Origin of the sequence: Variovorax xiamenensis (genome assembly GCF_050916385.1) — a bacterium.
Taxonomy (GTDB): Bacteria; Pseudomonadota; Gammaproteobacteria; order Burkholderiales; family Burkholderiaceae_C; genus Variovorax.
This window is the reverse complement of sequence record NZ_CP139038.1, coordinates 4,291,042-4,307,357: the sequence shown is the minus strand read 5'-3', so window position 1 is coordinate 4,307,357 and position 16,316 is coordinate 4,291,042. Positions and strand designations below refer to the sequence as shown.

At 68.8% G+C, this 16,316-nt stretch carries 16 protein-coding genes; 7 read left to right on the top strand and 9 right to left on the bottom strand.

What is annotated here, in order from left to right:
- Positions 1-264 precede the first annotated feature (264 nt).
- Genes SFB74_RS19615 through SFB74_RS19605 form a run of 3 tightly spaced genes read left to right on the top strand, consistent with a single transcriptional unit; the run spans position 265 to position 4,615 of the window.
- On the top strand, positions 265-993 hold the full coding sequence (locus SFB74_RS19615; RefSeq protein WP_432725928.1) for a response regulator transcription factor: 729 nt from the start codon (positions 265-267) through the stop codon (positions 991-993).
- Positions 990-2,291: a FecR domain-containing protein gene (locus SFB74_RS19610; protein WP_432725927.1), complete on the top strand. Its 1,302-nt coding sequence runs from the start codon at positions 990-992 to the stop codon at positions 2,289-2,291. The genes SFB74_RS19615 and SFB74_RS19610 overlap by 4 nt, the downstream gene beginning before the upstream one ends.
- A 17-nt stretch (positions 2,292-2,308) precedes the next feature.
- A complete protein-coding gene (locus SFB74_RS19605; protein WP_432725926.1) occupies positions 2,309-4,615 on the top strand; it encodes a CHASE2 domain-containing protein in 2,307 nt (768 codons plus the stop codon).
- Between the two features lie 7 nt (positions 4,616-4,622).
- Here SFB74_RS19605 and SFB74_RS19600 read toward each other — a convergent pair whose 3' ends face one another.
- Complete coding sequence (locus SFB74_RS19600; RefSeq protein WP_432725924.1) at positions 4,623-5,420, bottom strand: winged helix-turn-helix domain-containing protein; 798 nt, start codon at positions 5,418-5,420, stop codon at positions 4,623-4,625.
- 308 nt (positions 5,421-5,728) lie between these two features.
- On the opposite strand from SFB74_RS19600, the gene SFB74_RS19595 reads away from it, so the two are divergent.
- From SFB74_RS19595 to SFB74_RS19585, 3 genes are all read left to right on the top strand, one after another.
- Positions 5,729-5,965: a hypothetical protein gene (locus SFB74_RS19595; protein WP_432725923.1), complete on the top strand. Its 237-nt coding sequence runs from the start codon at positions 5,729-5,731 to the stop codon at positions 5,963-5,965.
- A gap of 162 nt (positions 5,966-6,127) precedes the next feature.
- On the top strand, positions 6,128-7,330 hold the full coding sequence (locus SFB74_RS19590) for an NAD-dependent formate dehydrogenase (RefSeq protein ID WP_432725922.1): 1,203 nt from the start codon (positions 6,128-6,130) through the stop codon (positions 7,328-7,330).
- 12 nt (positions 7,331-7,342) lie between these two features.
- Positions 7,343-7,831: an HPP family protein gene (locus SFB74_RS19585; protein WP_432725920.1), complete on the top strand. Its 489-nt coding sequence runs from the start codon at positions 7,343-7,345 to the stop codon at positions 7,829-7,831.
- 4 nt (positions 7,832-7,835) lie between these two features.
- Here SFB74_RS19585 and SFB74_RS19580 read toward each other — a convergent pair whose 3' ends face one another.
- On the bottom strand, positions 7,836-8,750 hold the full coding sequence (locus SFB74_RS19580) for a LysR family transcriptional regulator (protein ID WP_432725919.1): 915 nt from the start codon (positions 8,748-8,750) through the stop codon (positions 7,836-7,838).
- Positions 8,751-8,899: 149 nt separating this feature from the next.
- On the opposite strand from SFB74_RS19580, the gene SFB74_RS19575 reads away from it, so the two are divergent.
- Positions 8,900-9,409: a hypothetical protein gene (locus tag SFB74_RS19575; protein WP_432725918.1), complete on the top strand. Its 510-nt coding sequence runs from the start codon at positions 8,900-8,902 to the stop codon at positions 9,407-9,409.
- A 25-nt stretch (positions 9,410-9,434) separates the two neighbouring features.
- Here SFB74_RS19575 and SFB74_RS19570 read toward each other — a convergent pair whose 3' ends face one another.
- The 7 genes from SFB74_RS19570 to SFB74_RS19540 all read right to left on the bottom strand — a co-directional run bounded on the left by SFB74_RS19570 (position 9,435) and on the right by SFB74_RS19540 (position 16,259).
- On the bottom strand, positions 9,435-10,352 hold the full coding sequence (locus SFB74_RS19570; protein ID WP_432725917.1) for a bestrophin family protein: 918 nt from the start codon (positions 10,350-10,352) through the stop codon (positions 9,435-9,437).
- 37 nt (positions 10,353-10,389) lie between these two features.
- Entirely contained in the window at positions 10,390-11,013 is a 624-nt protein-coding gene (gene trhA, locus SFB74_RS19565; RefSeq protein WP_432725916.1) for a PAQR family membrane homeostasis protein TrhA, read from the bottom strand.
- A 43-nt stretch (positions 11,014-11,056) separates the two neighbouring features.
- A complete protein-coding gene (locus tag SFB74_RS19560; RefSeq protein ID WP_432725914.1) occupies positions 11,057-12,502 on the bottom strand; it encodes a glycerophosphodiester phosphodiesterase family protein in 1,446 nt (481 codons plus the stop codon).
- Positions 12,503-12,641: 139 nt separating this feature from the next.
- The gene (locus tag SFB74_RS19555) at positions 12,642-13,412 is read right to left on the bottom strand and encodes a class I SAM-dependent methyltransferase (RefSeq protein ID WP_432725913.1); all 771 of its coding nucleotides are present in this window, start codon (positions 13,410-13,412) and stop codon (positions 12,642-12,644) included.
- A 37-nt stretch (positions 13,413-13,449) separates the two neighbouring features.
- Entirely contained in the window at positions 13,450-15,204 is a 1,755-nt protein-coding gene (locus tag SFB74_RS19550; protein WP_432725912.1) for an IlvD/Edd family dehydratase, read from the bottom strand.
- Positions 15,205-15,243: 39 nt separating this feature from the next.
- The gene (locus tag SFB74_RS19545; RefSeq protein WP_432725911.1) at positions 15,244-15,759 is read right to left on the bottom strand and encodes an O-acetyl-ADP-ribose deacetylase; all 516 of its coding nucleotides are present in this window, start codon (positions 15,757-15,759) and stop codon (positions 15,244-15,246) included.
- Positions 15,756-16,259, bottom strand: coding sequence for a DUF1772 domain-containing protein (locus tag SFB74_RS19540; RefSeq protein ID WP_432725910.1), 504 nt, complete (start codon positions 16,257-16,259; stop codon positions 15,756-15,758). The genes SFB74_RS19545 and SFB74_RS19540 overlap by 4 nt, the downstream gene beginning before the upstream one ends.
- Positions 16,260-16,316: the final 57 nt, after the last annotated feature.

The window sequence follows — 16,316 nt, the reverse complement described above, 5'->3', positions numbered from 1 at the left end:
CAGTGCTTCTTGCCAGTCGATCGCCTCCGTCTGGCTGGCATGCCGAAGCGGCTGCCGACCCGGGGCGGGAAGGGTGCGGATGATTCGTGAAGGGGGTCCGGGCTCCCAGTCGAATGCGAGATTTGGTGAGAAATTCCGCCTCTTTTTGCGCCGAAATGTGACCTTTTGCTAACATTTCTGCATCTGGGCGACTGCTCGAATTCGTCAGATTCTTCCGGTGCCGCATCAACCAGAATTCAGCGTTCCCAGGTAGCAAGGCAAGCAATGCGCATCGCGATCGTCGAAGACGAAATCTCCCAGCAGGCTCTTCTGATCCGCACGCTGGAGCAGCAGCTGGAGCGCGAAGGACCGGTGCACTGCCAGGGGTTTTCCGACGGGCTCGCGCTGCAGCGGGTCCTCAGGCGCGAGTCCTTCGACCTGGTCGTCCTGGACTGGTCCGTCCCCAGCATGGACGGCCTCGAGCTGCTGCGCTGGCTGCGCGTGTGGAAGGGGAGCTCGGTCCCGGTGCTGATGATCAGCTCCAGGGGCTCCGAAGACGACGTGGCCGAGGCGCTGAATTCCGGTGCCGACGACTACATCACCAAGCCCTTCCGACCGCTCGAGCTCCGGGCCCGCGTGTTGCGGCTGCTCAAGCGCAGCAAGCCCCAGTCGCCCGACGCTCCCCTGAGCATCGGCCGCTGGACGCTGGACCCCGTCGGCCATCTCGTGCACTACCGCGAGGCGGCGGAGGCAGAGCCCGAGAGCTACACCCTGACCAGCCGCGAGTTCAACCTGACGCTGCTGCTCTTCAGCCGCCTGGGCCAGACGGTCTCGCGCGCCCACCTGCTGGAGACCGCCGGCTACGAGACCGAGGAGGCGCCGTCGCGAACGCTGGACAGCCACGTCTACCGGCTGCGCAAGAAGCTCCATCTCGATGCGCGGCGCGGGATGATCCTTCGCACCGTCTACGGGCAGGGCTACCAGCTCGGCCTCGCGGAGGACGAGCGCCCGTGACGGCGCGAAAGCAAGCAGGCCGCCGCCGGCTCGCGCCGGTGGTGGCATTGATGGCATTGGCGGCATGCGCCTTCGCTGGCGGCCTCTCCGCCCAGCCCTCGCACGTGGTGCGGCCCGGCGACACCCTGTGGGGCATTTCCGGCCAGCACTACCGGCAGCCGGCCCGATGGCCCGAGATCCAGCAGCGCAACAACGTGGGAGAGCCCAGGCGCCTGCAGCCCGGAACGGTGCTGTACTTCGCCGACGGCCGTCCTCTGGGCGAAGGCGAGGCGATGGTGCTGGCCGTGACCGGCCAGGCCTGGCAGCGGCGCGCCGGCAAGCCCGACGTGGCCGTGGTCCAGGGCATGCCGGTGCGGGCGGGCGACACGCTCGCGACCGCGCCCGATGCGTTCCTGACGCTCGGGCTGCCCGACGGCAGCCGCTCGGTGATCCCGTCGAGCAGCACGGTCGAGCTCCAGACCGTCGGGCGCGACCGGGTCGGCCTCAGGCTCCTCGGCGGCGCGGTTGAATCGCAGGTGCAGAAGCGCAGCGCCGGCCAGGAGTTCCACATCCGCTCGCGCTCCCTGGTGCTCAGCGTGCGGGGCACGCAGTTCCGGGTGCGCGAGCAGAACGGGCGCACGGTGGGCGAAGTCATCGAGGGCAGCGTGGCCGTGCGCGACCTCCGTCAGCCGAAGCAGCCGAGGCAGCTCGTGCTCGAGGCGGGGCTGGGCAGCGTGTTCGACAGCGGCGGTGGCGACCCGGCCGGCGCCGAGGTTCGCGCGCTGCTTGCCGCGCCTCGGTTCACCAGCCGCACCGTGTCGCCGGCATCGCCCGGCGTCGAGCTCGAGCAGGTTCCCGGCGCGCAGGGCTACCGCTGGCGCATCGCGCAGGACGACGCCATCCTCGCGCCGCTCGTCGAAGGCTCCAGCACGGGCACCTCGCTCGCGCTGCCGAAGGATCTGCAGCCCGGCTTCTACTACCTGCGCGTCGCCGCGGTGGATGCCGCCAATCTCGAAGGCATGCCGGGCGACCTGCTGTTCTACATGCCGTCGCCCACCGGGTCGGTACGCTGGAGGGAAGACGGCCGCGTCGAGCTGCTGTGGTGGGGCTCGCCGGGCAAGCGCTACCGGCTGGAGATTTCGCGCGATCCGGACTTCGCGACCCGCCTCGTCGACCTGCAGGACATGCAGGCCGGCAGCGCGATCGTCGGGCCGTTCGCGCTGGGCGGGCGCTACCATTGGCGCGTCAGCGAAACAGAGGATGGAACGCACTACGGGGAGCCATTCACCGGCGGCAGCATCGACGTGCCCGACCGATGAGTTTTCGTCGATGGACCATGCGATTGCGAGTTCTGGCAGCGCCACTGGCGGCGCTGATCGTGTTTCCGGCCCTGCTGGTGTGGCTGGCCCAGCGCCCCGGCCTGGAACAGCTCGACATGCATTTCTACGATCGCGCGCTTCCGCTGGCCGCGCAGTCGCCTTCCCCTGAAATCCTGATCGTCGCCATCGATGAGTCCAGCCTCGCCGCGCTGGGCAAGTGGCCCTGGCCGCGCGAGACGCATGCGAAGTTGCTGGACAGGCTCGCCGAGGCCGGCGCGAAGTCGGTCATGCTCGACCTGCTGCTGATGGAGCCCAGCGACGACGCCTCTCAGGACGAGCGCCTCGCGCAGGCCATGCAGCGGCTGCCCGTGTACCTGCCCCTGCAGGCCAACCGTACGCCCAGCATTCCGCGCGTGGCGCCGGACGAGTTTCTTGCGCCGCTTCCCATGCTCGAGCAGCGCGCCGCCGGCGTCGGTCATGCCGAGCTGGTGCTCGACGCCGACGGCATCGCGCGCAGCCTCTTCATGCGGCTGGGCCCGCCGGACAATGCGCGGCCCTACATCGGGCTGCTCATGGCGGGGCGCGTGCCTCCACCGTCGCGCGCGCGGGGCATCACCGACGCCGCGGGCTGGCGCTATGCCGACCGCCTGCTCATTCCCTATGCGGGGCCGCGCGGCAGCTACCGAACGGTTCCCTACGTGAGCGTGCTGCGCGGCGAGCTGTCGCCCGAGTTCCTGCGCGACAGGATCGTACTGGTGGGCAGCACCACGCCGGGGCTGGGCGACCAGGTCGTGGCGCCGCTGGCGGGGCATGCCCAGCTGCTCGCCGGCGTGGAGGTGCATGCCAACGCCATCGACCAGCTCATGCACCGCCGTTCCATCCGCGTGCCGGGCTGGCTGGAGAGCTATCTCTGGATCGGACTGCCGCTGTGGCTGGCCGCGTGGCTCTTCTGGCGCTACGAGGGCGCGGGCCTGACGCGGCTCGTCGCCGTGGCGCTGGGGAGCATCCTCCTCAGCGTGGCCGCGCTCTACTGGCTGCGCTGGTGGCTTGCGCCGGCAACGCCGGTCGTCGGGCTGCTGGCGCTCTACCTGGTCTGGAACTGGGGCCGCCAGCGCAGCCAGTTGCGCTACCTGCAGCAGCGCGCGGAGCTGCTGCAGGCCTTGCCGGCCGGCGCCTTCGAGCTTCCGCCGGCCGACTGGCGGCAGCCCCGCCATGCGCTGCCTTCCAACCGGGTGCTGGACCGCGCGATCTCGCGCATGGTCGGGCTGCAGGTGCTTGCCGAATCCACCATCCAGGCGATGCCGGTCGGCGTGCTGCTGTGCGACGCGCAGGGGCTGGTGGTGGGCAGCAATGCCGCGGCCCGCGAACTGCTGGGCGTGGCGGACTGCCCGCAGGCCGTGGCGCGGCAGATGCAGTACCTGCCGGACCTGCTGCGAACGATGCGGCCGCAGTCGAAGACGCTCGCGCAGGCCGACGGCGCTCCACCGGCGTGGATCGGGCTGGTCCACGGCGAGTACACGACGAAGGACGAGCGCCACTTCCAGCTGCTGATCGCACCGGTGACGCCGGGCGCAGCCCCGACGCCGTCGGGCTACCTCGTGGCGCTGGCGGACCTGACCTCCGAACGCCGCGCGCAGCAGCAGCGCGAGCTGTGGCACCGCTTTCTCTCGCACGACCTGCGCAACCCGCAGGCCAGCATCCTTGCGCTGATCGACCTCGAGGAACTCGATGCGGGCGCCTCGCCCCTTTCATCGGCCATCCGGCGCGAGGCGCTGCGCACGCTGCAGCTGGCCGAGGAGTTTCTCGACGTCTCGCAGGCCTGGACCGGGAACTACAGGTTCGCGCCCGCGCACCTGGGCGCGCTGCTGTTCGACGTGCGCGACCAGGTGTCGGCATACGCGGCCCGCAGGCAGGTGGAGCTGGTGCTGAGGATGGCCGACGAGGACGAGGAGATCGAGCTGAACGTGGATGCGGCGCTGCTCGTGCGGGCCGTCGTCAACCTGCTGAACAACGCGATCAGGCACAGCCCGCAGGGCTGCGTCGTGCAGCTGTGCCTGGGCGCCGATGACCGGGAGGTCGCGATCGCGGTGGCCGACGAAGGAACGGGAATGAGCGAGCCGGCCTTGCAGCAGCTGCTTTCCGGAACCAACGAAGCCTCGGTCGGCCGGCCTTCAGGCGAGTCGGGAGAGTCCGGCGTTCGCTCACACGGACTGGGCTTCGAGTTCGTGCGCACGGTGGTCGCCCGCCATGGCGGCACGATCGACGGCACCGCGGCTCCCGATGCGGGCAGCACCTTCTGGATGCTGCTGCCGCGCCAGGCCTGATCCAGGCTCAGGCCGCGGCTGCCTCGCGGCTCGAAGCAATGGCCGCGGCGGCCACCGCGGAGGAGCCGCGCCGCTGCACGGCGACGAGCTGATAGCCCTGTCCGTAGACCGAGCGCAGCAGGAAGCCGTGCTCCCCGTGCAGACCGAGCTTGCGGCGCACGCTCGAGGCGCAGGCGTCCAGCGCCCGGTTGCCTTCGCGCCAGGTGGCCGCGCCCCACAGCGAGTTCCACAGCCATTCCCGCGCCAGCACCCGCCCCATGTTCTGGAAGGCCTGCAGCGCGAAGGCGAACTGGCGCGGCTGCAGATGGATCTCGTCGTCCCTGAACTGCACGACGTGGCTGTCTTCGTGGAAACGGTAGTCGCCCCATGCGGTGGCGGCGTGGTGGGCGTGGCCGGTGGCCGGCGGCATGCCGTCGTGGCGGGGCCGGGCGAGGGCGCACACCAGCCAGTCGAGTTCGGCATCGCTCATGCGGGACACGTCGGCGCCGAGCATCGCGGCCGGGGCGGCGTCCTTGTTCTTCGGAGACAGCAGCTCCCACTGTCCGTCGGGGACGGTGAGCACCACGGGCATGCCGAGCACTCTGCTCACCGCGAACAGGCCGCTGCGGAACGCCGCGTCGTGCTGGCTCACCAGCAGCAGTGCGAAGCGCCGTCCGTCGCCGAGCGCGGCGAGCACCTCGTCCGCCTCGGCGAAGGCCAGGCACTCGTGCCCCATCTGCTGCAGTCTCTGGTGAAGGCCCGCTCCCTGTGGCCCCTTCGCGCAGAGGAGTGCCAGCGGCAGCGCGCCGGCTGTATCGAAGCTCATGATCTGTGAATGGATTCCCGTGAATGTGCTCTGCAATCGAGGCTGCATTTGGGAGATCGTTGTCGAAATGAAAGAACGGCAGAAGGCCGTCGTGAGATTTCGTGAACATTCAGTTCGATCGGAGAACCGAACTGTGACTTTCTTGCGCCGATCCTGCGACGACATCGGCTGCTTTGTGAATGACCGTGCGGCAGAGAAGAAAGAAAGTGCGGGCCGGAATCTGATGAAGTCTCGCAACGCGCTTCGCCCGCGCGGCCTCGCATGGCAGCATCCGCACCCGATCATCCGAACGAGGGAGCAGAGAAAAGATGAAGTGGATCGTGACGGCATTCCTGGCGCTGGTATTCGGCGTGCTTTCGTTCAACGCGTTCATCGCCAACGACCTGGGCCGCCACACAAGCGGCAACCGCATCATCGGCATGCTGGTCGATCTCTACGGCTGGCTCATGGCCAACATCGGCGCGGTGCCCTCGGGCATCGTCTTCGCGGCCTGTGCGGTCGGCATCGTGGTGCTGGCGTTCAGGGACGGCAGGAAGAGCGACTGAGAGACCGAGAGAGCCCGCGCGCGCCTGATAAGGCGGGCCTATCACGCGGTCGAATCAAACGATTGGCACCCGGAGCCTCATCCGGGAAACATGCGTTCCATGCAGCCGAGGCTGCTGCCCAGAGCGTGCCACCCGGCGCGCCATCAACCAGGAACCAAAGACATGGCCAAGATTGTTTGTGTGCTCTACGACGACCCCGTCACCGGCTACCCCACGACTTACGCCCGCGACGACCTGCCGCACCTCGAGCGCTACCCCGACGGGCAGACGCTGCCCACGCCCCGGCGCATCGACTTCAAGCCCGGCACGCTGCTGGGCAGCGTCTCGGGCGAACTGGGCCTGCGCAAATACCTGGAGTCCAACGGCCACGAACTGGTGGTCACCTCCAGCAAGGACGGCACAGACAGCGTGCTCGACCGCGAGCTGCACGACGCCGAGATCGTGATCTCGCAGCCCTTCTGGCCTGCCTACATGACGGCCGAGCGCATCGCGAAGGCGCCGAAGCTCAGGATGATCGTGACCGCCGGCATCGGCTCGGACCACACCGACCTGCAGGCCGCCATGGACCGCGGCATCACCGTCGCGGAGGTGACCTACTGCAACAGCAACAGCGTGGCCGAGCACGTCGTGATGATGACGCTGGGCCTGGTGCGCAACTACATCCCCTCGTACAACTGGGTGATCAAGGGCGGCTGGAACATCGCCGACTGCGTGGCGCGCTCCTACGACCTCGAGGGCATGAACGTCGGCACCGTGGCCGCGGGGCGCATCGGCCTGCGCGTGCTGCGCCTGCTCAAGCCGCACGACGTGAAGCTGCACTACATGGACCGCCACCGCCTGCCCGAGACGGTCGAAAAGGAACTCGGCCTCACGCACCACACCAGCCTGGAAAGCCTGGCCAAGGTGTGCGACGTGGTCACGCTGAACTGCCCGCTGCACCCCGAGACGGAGCACATGATCAATGCGCAGTCGCTGAGGAACTTCAAGCGCGGCGCCTACCTGATCAACACCGCGCGCGGCAAGCTGTGCGACCGCGACGCGGTGGCCGCCGCGCTGGAAAGCGGCCAGCTCGCGGGCTACGCCGGCGACGTTTGGTTCCCGCAGCCGGCGCCGGCCGACCACCCGTGGCGCACGATGCCGCACCACGGCATGACGCCGCACATCTCGGGCACCAGCCTCTCGGCGCAGGCGCGCTACGCGGCCGGCACGCGCGAGATCCTGGAGTGCTACTTCGAGAACCGGCCGATCCGCAACGAGTACCTGATCGTGCAGGGCGGCAAGCTGGCCGGCGTTGGGGCGCACTCGTACAGCGCGGGCAACGCGACCAAGGGCTCGGAAGAGGCCGCGCGCTTCGCGAAGAAGTAGGAAGAGGCTCGCGTGCCGCCTTCTTCTTCCGCCACGCAGCCGAAAGCAGCAGGCGCGACGCGCGGCGCCCGGATCGCCGGCATCCTGCTGGCTGGCCTGGGCGCGTTCATGGCGCTGGCGTCGATCGGTGCGCTGGCCGCGGCAACGGGGCATGCATGGCTGCTCGGCTCCTTCGGCGCGTCGTGCGTGCTGCTGTTCGGGTTTCCGGATGCAGCGTTCTCGCGGCCGAGGAGCGTCATCGGCGGGCACCTGCTGTCTTCGGCCGTCGGCCTTCTGTTCCTGCACTGGCTCGGGCCAGGATGGATGGCTATGGCGGCGGCCGGCGCCTGTGCGGCGATGCTGATGATGGCCACCGACACCGTGCATCCGCCCGCCGGCAGCAACCCGGTCATCATCTTCCTGTCGCAGCCGGGCTGGGATTTCCTCGTGCTGCCGACATTGGCCGGCGCATGTCTGCTGGTCGTGGTCGCGCGGCTTTACCGCAAGGCGGTGCGGCGCTGACCGCTCAGTCGGCCGGCAGGAAGCCGTCCACCCAGCCCTGCAGGTCGAGTTCGCGAAAACGGCGCAAGGCGGCATCCAGCAAGGGCCCGCGCGGCTGCTGGCCGGCGAACACCAGGCCGATGTCGCGCTGCAGCTGCGGCGCCATCGGCACCGCGCAGAGCTGCTGCGCCGGCTCCGTCAGGCACAGCACGCTGTGCGGCAGGATGCTGTAGAGGCCGGCCCTGCGCACATGGGCCCACAGCGCGGTCATGGAATCGGTCTCGACCTGCGGCACGGCTTCCACGCCGGCAGCGGCGAAGGCGGCGTCCATGCCCCAGCGGCACTGCATGTTGGTGGTGAAGAGGCACAACGGGAAGCCCGCCGCCTCCGACCACGACATCGAGCTCACGCCTTCGAGCAAGGTCTTGTCGGCCGCGACGAACATGTAGCGCTCGCGGAAGACGGGCAGGGTGGCGAAGGCATCGAGCCTGTCGTCGTCGAGATAGCTCAGGCCCAGGTCGAGCTCGAAGGCGGAGATCTTGCGCAGAATCTCGGTGGCCGACAGCGTGTAGATCTCGTGCCGCATCCGCGGGTACTTCTGCAGGCAGCATTGCGTGAGCATCGGCACCAGTGGCAGCGAGGCGGGAATCACGCCCATGCGCAGCGTGCCGCTCGGGTCGTCCTCGCTGGCGCGGGCGTCCTGGCGCAGGCTTTCGCAGTCGGCCAGCACGCGCCGGGCCCATGCGAGCACGCGTTCTCCGTCCTTGGTGAAGCCCTCGAAGCGCCGCCCGCGCTGGACGATGACCACGCCCAGCTCCTCCTCGATGCCACGGATCGCGCCGGAGAGCGCGGGCTGCGACACATTGCATGCGGCGGCCGCGCGGCCGAAGTGTTTCTCGCGCGCAAGCGCGACGACGTAGCTCAGCTGTCGGATGAACATGGGTCAGGCGGGTCTGCTGTCTCGATTCTCTATATTCATGGGAATATAGCGAAATGAGAATATCCGGATGGAGGCGATACGCAAAAGTGGATCGCGCCCGGTCGGTTCCTGCCGCAATATCCGCCACCAGCCTCGAATCCGTGGAAACCATGATGAACCCTGATGCCGTCGCAGATGCCGGACTCCGCGAGTCGTCCGTGGAGCCGGAATTCCCCGCCGGGAACAACGGCCTGGAAATCCTCGGCCTGGTGCCACGGCCCGGCATCTTCACTCGCCAGGCGCTCGAAAGGCTGGGCAGGCACGACCTGGGGCCCACGCAGGTGCTGTGCTATTCGGGCCGGCCCGTCGCCCAGGTCGACAGCTACGCCGGCGCGCGGCTGGTCGACGTGCTCGATGCCTGCGGGCTCTCGGAGAGGCCGCGCTCGGAACTCAAGCGCTGCGTGTTCGTCGCACGCGGCGACGACGGCTACCAGGCCATCTTCAGCTGGAACGAGCTCTACAACAGCGCCACCGGCGAGAAGGTGCTGGTGCTCTACGAGAAGAATGGCGCGGCGCTCGATGCGCATCTGGGCGTGCTGTGCCTGATCTCGGCCGGCGATTCGCGCCTCGGGCCGCGTCACCTGCGGGGCCTGTTGCAGGTGGCGGTGAAGATGCTCTGACCCGGGGCGAGGGCCGCGTCGCCGCTCAGGTTCGTATGTATTCCTTGGGCTCGACCTCGGCCGGCGACACTGGCTGGGGCTCGCCCAGCATCTCGCGCAAGGTCGATTCGATGGTGTGCGACATGGCATCCAGCGCCAGGTCGTTGGGCTGCGTGCCGAAGGGCTCCTCGATTTCGGCGCCCAGCGCCTCCAGCGCGAAGAAGGTGTAGGCGATGAAGGCGACCACCACCGGCGTCATCGCGCCGATCGCGTCCACGAGCCCGAAGGGCAGCAGCACGCAGTACAGGTAGATGGTGCGGTGGATGATGACCGAGTAGGTGAACGGTATGGGCGTGCTCGCGATGCGTTCGCAGCCGCCCAGCGCTTCGGTCAGGCGTCCCAGCGGGTGCTCCATGGCCTGCGCGAGCGTCGGGTCCAGCCGGCCCTGCGTGCGCTGGTCGCGCAGCCATTCGCCCACCATCAGCAGGAGCACGGCCGGCTTGAAGCGCGCGGCCCGGAGGCGCGCGCAGTCTGCCTCGGGCAGCAGCCGGGCGAGATCGGCCGAAGAGTCCGTGCCGCGCAGCTGATGGCGCAATGCGTGGACGAAGGCGACGAGGCGCATGGCGGGCTTTGCTGCTTCCGAGGGCGCATCCGTCAGCGTCAGCGCCTGCCGGACCAGCGTTCGCGTTTCGTTGAGCAGTGTGCCCCACAGCGTGCGCGCCTCCCAGTAGCGCGAGTAGCTCGTGCTGTTGCGAAAGCCCAGGAAGATGGCCAGCGTCAGGCCGATGAGAGAGAAGGGCACGAAGTTGAGCGGCACCTTCCACTGGAAGAGCCGCCCGTGCAGCACCGTCACCAGCACCGCGAAGGCGGTGGTCCACAGCAGCTGGGGCGCGATGTCCGACAGGACCGAGCCGCGCCATACGAAGAGCATGCGCAGCCAGTGGGGACGGGGTCGGACGATCATCGGTCGGGGATTATCCCGCGACCGGTGCCCCGGGGCCTCAAAGAACGAACCAGCCCACCGCCACGTAGTGGCTCGTCGTTCCCGCCAGCACGAACAGGTGCCAGGCCCCGTGCGCGTGCCGGAAGCCCGACCGGTTGCGATAGAACACGGTGCCCGTCGTGTAGAAGACTCCGCCGATCAGCAGCCACACCAGGCCCGCCGTATCTAACCGCGCGGCCAGCGGCACGGCGGCGAGGACGACCAGCCAGCCCAGGCCGATGTAGATCGGCAGCGATGGCTTCTTCGGCGCGCCGTTCTTCGCCGGAACGAGCTCGCGCCGGATGCCGAAGATTGCCGCGCCCCAGATCATGGCCAGCAGCAGCAGGCCCCAGGGGCCCTGCATCGTGACCAGCGCGAAGGGCGTGTAGGTGCCGGCGATCAGCAGGAAGATGGCGCAGTGGTCGGCGCGCTCCCACATGCGCTTGAGGCGGCCGCGTGTGCTGTGGAAGAGGGTGGAGGCGGCATAGAGCGCCACCGCCGAGAGGGAGAACACCAGCGCGCCCGCGATGCGCGCCGGGTCGCCGGTGGGCACTGTCTTGACGAGCAGCAGCGCCATCGCCGGCAGCGCGAGCAGCAGGCCCAGCAGGTGGCTGTATCCGTTGAGTCGCTCGCCCGGGTACATCTCGCCTCGCTGCCTGCCTGCGTTCCGCTCGCCTGGCCCGGCCTCAGCGGCCAGTTTCCTTCAGGTAGGTCTTGCGCGCCGCGAAGGCCGTGTTCGCGAAGTCCGAGAACACGCCATCGATGCCCGCACGGAAGAAGGCGAGGTATTCGGCCGTTGGGTCGCCCTTGTAGACGCCCGCCAAGTACTTCGCTTCGTTGCGGAAGGTGTAGCTGTGCACGAAGAGGCCCGCCTTGTGCGCGTCGGCGATCAGGCTCGTGGGCTTGATGGTGTTCACGTCGGCCAAGCCTTTGCCTGCGACGAAGGGCACGATGGTGTGGGCCATGACCTGCGGCTTCCACGGGCCGATGCCGTCGGCATAGGTCTTGACTTCGGCCAGGCCCGCGGGCGTGAGCATCTCGCCGAACCACTTCGGATTGCCGGCCAGCGTCCAGCTGTAGGGGCGGCCGTCGACGAAGGTGTAGACGTCGTTGGTGACGTAGATCATCTCGCCGGTCTGGTAGTTGACGTCATTGCCGTCCACCAGCTGCACCGCGCGGGCCTTCATGCCGGCCGAGCGCAGGTACTTCAGGCTCTCGGGCTCGAAGCTCTGCACGAAGATCGGCGCGTCCTTGCGGTTGAGGTCGTTGAAGTTCATGACCTTCAGCAGCGCGTCTTCCAGCGGATGGCTGCCCGCCGGGCCGCAGCCGTTGGCGATGGCCTGCGCGTTGTTCCAGATCGGGTTCTTGGTTTCCGGGTACACGGTGAGCGTGCGGCCGGTCGCGGCGCTCTTGGCCTTGGCGATGTCGATCAGTTCCTGGAAGCTGATGATCGGCAGCTTGCCGTTGAGGTCGGTGGGGCGCTGGTCCTTGGCGTCGTAGGTGGTGCCGCGGATCCACTGGCGCAGCTCGTCCATCGTGAAGTCGGTGATGGACCAGTCGTTGGTGTGGTCCTCGCCGTCGACGATGAGCGACTTGAGCACCGACTTCGGATCGTTGGGATCGGTCAGGTCGCTCAGGTACTGGGCCGGGCCGTTGGCGGCGACGGGCGGGTACTTCACGTTGACCAGCACGCCCGGCACGGTGCGCTTGCGGCCGGCGACGGTGGCGTTGGTCTTGGCGACGTCGGCGACGTTGGTGTTGTCGCTCAGCCAGGGGTTGTGACGGGCGACCAGCACGCAGTCCTTGGTGAGGTGCAGGTCGGTTTCGAGCGAATCGGCCCCGGCGTCGGCGGCGGCTTCGTAGGCGGTCTTCGTTTCTTCCGGATACAGGCCCGGCAGGCCGCGGTGGCCGATGACCAGGGGAACCGAGCCGTCGAGCGTGCCCAGCGGCGTGGGAGCGGGCGGGGCCGGCGTGGGAGCCGGGGCGGGTGCCGGGGGGAGCACCGGGAAAGAGATGCCACCGCCACTACCGCCGCCGCAGGCGGTCATCAGGAGGCTTCCGCCGATGACCGTGGCTGCTGCGATGGTTGCGAGAACGGGACGGGGCGCAGGCGCGGGAACGCTCTTTTTCATATGTGGTTTTCAGGTGTTTGTTGAAGAAGAAACGAAAGCCGCCGGATGCTAGGTTTGCCCCATGACGGGACAGTGACCGGCAGGCTCCTCGAAACTCCCTCTGAAACATCCTGAAAACCAGTGCCGGATCGAGGCCGGCTCAGGGCCGCGTGCCCACCAGCACTGGCTGGAAGAACGCATCGTCGACGCGCCGCACGTCCTTCAGACCCGCCTCCTGCATGAGTTCGCACAGCCGCGTCGTCGAGATGGCGTAGTAGCGCGAGCGCATCACGCGCGTGCTCACCGCCTGCGTGGCGAGGTCCTCGGTGACGAAGAAGAAGCCCAGGTCGTAGTGCTCGCCCTTGCCCCCGTCGTCGAAGTCCCAGACCTGGAAGAGCACGTGGCGCTTGCCGTTCTCCACGCGCGCGCCGTAGTGCTTCACGAGGTTGCTGCCGCGCTCTTCCTTCGCATAGTCGCGCACGCTGACCACGCAGCCGCCGCCCGGGCGCAGGCAGGCCGTCATCTGGCGCAGGGCGGTCAGCAGGTCGGCGTCGGTCTGCAGGTGCGGCATCGAGTTGTCGCACGAGATCACGATGGCGAAGCCGCCGCCGTGGTGCGTGTGCGCCTCGCGCATGTCGCACACCGACAGATTGACGTCGAGGCCGCGCAGGCCTGCTTCGCGCCGCGCGCGTTCGACCTCGTTGGCCGACAGGTCCGAAGCCGTCACCCTGTGGCCCAGCGCCGCGAGCCCCAGCATCTGCGTGCCGATGCCGCACGACACGTCGAGCACCTTGCGGCTGGCCTGGCCGGACGGCCATTCGGCCTCGAAGAGCCGGGAGAGCCTTTCGCCCTGTACGCGGATGCTGTCGTTCCAGTCCGGATAGATCAGGTGATAGAGCGGTGCGAGTTCGTCGTAGAAGTGATCGGTCATGCGCCCATTGTGCAGAACCGGCGCATGCCCCTTCGCGCTAGCGCGGCACCTTGCCCGTGGTGTCGGGCGCGCGGAGGAAGTCGAAGTCCACGCCCTTGTCGGCCTGCGTCACGGTCTGCAGGAAGAGCTTCCTGTAGCCGCGCTCGGCGGTGGGTTCCACCACCGGCGATTCCTTCGCGCGGCGCGCAAGCTCTTCGTCGCTCACCAGCAGCGAGATCTCCCGGTTCGCCACGCTGAGCCGGATGCGGTCGCCGCTGCGCACATGGGCCAGCGGGCCGCCCACTGCCGACTCGGGCGTCACGTGCAGCACGATGGTGCCGAAGGCGGTGCCGCTCATGCGCCCGTCGGAAATGCGCACCATGTCCTTCACGCCGGCGCGCGCGAGCTTGCGCGGAATGGGGAGATAGCCGGCCTCGGGCATGCCCGGCGCGCCCTTGGGGCCGATGTTCTTGAGCACCAGCACATCTTGCGGGGTGACGTCGAGCTCGTCGCTGTCGATGCGCCGCGCCAGGTCTTCGGCGTTCTCGAAGACCACGGCGCGGCCCTCGTGCTCCATCAGCGCAGGATCGGCCGCCGACTGCTTGATGATCGCGCCGCCCGGCGCCAGGTTGCCCCACAGCACTGCGATGCCGCCTTGCGGGTAGATCGGCCGTGCAGCCGTCCGCACCACGTCCTGCGCGAAGCCGGGGCCGGCACGCTCGATCTCCTCGCCCAGCGTGCGGCCCGTGACCGTGAGCGCGTCGAGGTGCAGCAGCGGCTTGAGCTCGCGCAGCAGCGTGGCCATGCCGCCGGCGGCGTGGAAGTCTTCCATGTAGTGCTGGCCCGAGGGCTTCAGGTCGAGCAGCACCGGCGTCTCGCGGCCCATGCGGTCGAGCGCGTGCAGGTCGATGTCCAGGCCCATGCGCCCGGCGATGGCCGCGAGATGCACGATGCCGTTGGTCGAGCCGCCGATGGCCAGCAGCACGCGCATCGCGTTCTCGAAGGCAGCCGGGGTCAGCACCTTGTCAATGGTGAGGCGCTCGCGCGCGATCTGCACGGCCTGCGCACCGGTCTGCTCGGCGATGCGGATGCGGTCCGCCGTGACCGCAGGCGGCGAGGCTCCGCCCGGCACCGTCATGCCCAGCGCCTCGGCGATGCAGGCCATGGTGCTCGCCGTGCCCATGACCGAGCAGGTGCCTACGCTCGCGACCAGCTGGTTGTTGACGTCGGCGGTTTCCTCCGCGTCGATCTCGCCCGCGCGGTACCTGGCCCAGTAGCGCCGGCAGTCGGTGCACGCGCCCACGCGTTCGCCGCGATGGCTGCCGGTGAGCATCGAGCCGGTGATGAGCTGGATGGCCGGCAGCCCGGCCGACGCCGCGCCCATGAGCTGCGCCGGCACGGTCTTGTCGCAGCCGCCGATGAGCACCACCGCGTCCATGGGCTGGGCGCGGACCATCTCCTCCGTGTCCATGGCCATCAGGTTGCGCAGGTACATGCTGGTCGGCGCGGCGAAGCTTTCGTGCACCGAGATGGTCGGGAACTCCATCGGCAGCCCGCCCGCGAGCATCACGCCGCGCTTCACGGCCTCGATGAGCTGCGGCGCATTGCCGTGGCAGGGGTTGTAGGCGCTGCCGGTGCTGGCGATGCCGATCACCGGGCGGTCCAGCGCGGCGTCGGTGTAGCCCGCGCCCTTGATGAAGGCCTTGCGCAGGAAGAGCGAGAAGCCGCGGTCGCCGTAGCTGGTCAGGCCCTTGCGCATGCCTGCGTTGGCGTTGCCGTCGTTGTCGTCGGGTTCGAACTTGGATTCGGACATGGGTTGTGGGGTTTGTTGTTCGTGGAGTCCGGCGCCGGGTCAGGCCAGCACCGCGTCGTAGATGGCGAGATCGCCCGGCGAGAAGCAGCAGAAGACGACTTCTTCCACCGGGGAGGCAGCGTCCGCCAGCGCCTCCCGCACGGTGCTCACCGCGAGCTTCGCCGCCGGCTCCACCGGATAGCCGTAGATGCCCGTGCTGATGCCGGGAAACGCGATGCTGCGAACGCCGTGCGCTGCCGCGAGCGCCATCGAGCGCCGGTAGCACGAGGCGAGCAGGTCGGCCTCGCCGGAATCGCCGCCGCGCCACACAGGGCCGACCGTGTGGATGACGAAGCGCGCCGGCAGCCGGTAGCCCTTCGTGAGTTTGGCGTCACCCGTCTTGCATCCGCCGAGCAGCCGGCACTCATGCACCAGCTCGGGCCCGGCCGCTCGATGGATCGCGCCGTCCACGCCACCACCGCCGAGCAGCGAGGAGTTCGCGGCGTTGACGATGGCATCGACGTGCAGGGTGGTGATGTCGGCGCGAATGGCGCGCAGCGTGGCGACGGCGGTCATGACGAACGCCCCATCTGGATGGCCGCGAGCGTGAACGCCAGCGCGGCCGCGATCGAGGCGACCGTGCGCACGTGGTTCCATCGCAGCCACGGCTCCACATAGGCCGGCCACTGCACCGACGCGACGGACGCAGTGGCGTCGGCCCGCGCGAGCGCGTCGTTCATCGGCACGTTGACGATGCGCGTCAGCGCGAAGGAGCCCGCCACATAGGCGAGCGCGCCCACGATCAGCCAGATGGAGACCCAGCCCTGCGGCGAGAGCACCGCCCGTAGCCCCAGCACCACGCCCAGCAGCGCCGTGCCCACGAAGATGCCGAGGAAGACCGGGTTGAGGATGACGACGTTGATGTGCTGCATCGCCGCCATGCCTTGTTCGGGCGGCATGCGCGAGAGGGCTTTCATGATGGTGTTCGAGAAGGCGAAGAACAGGCCCGCGATGAGCCCCGATCCGAGGGCGGCGAGCACGGTGAGCGGCAGCACATAGGCATTCAGGAACGACATGCGGGGTCTCCTCCGGTTCTGGTCGGGCAGGGCATCGTAGGCGCGCGGGCTGGAGTC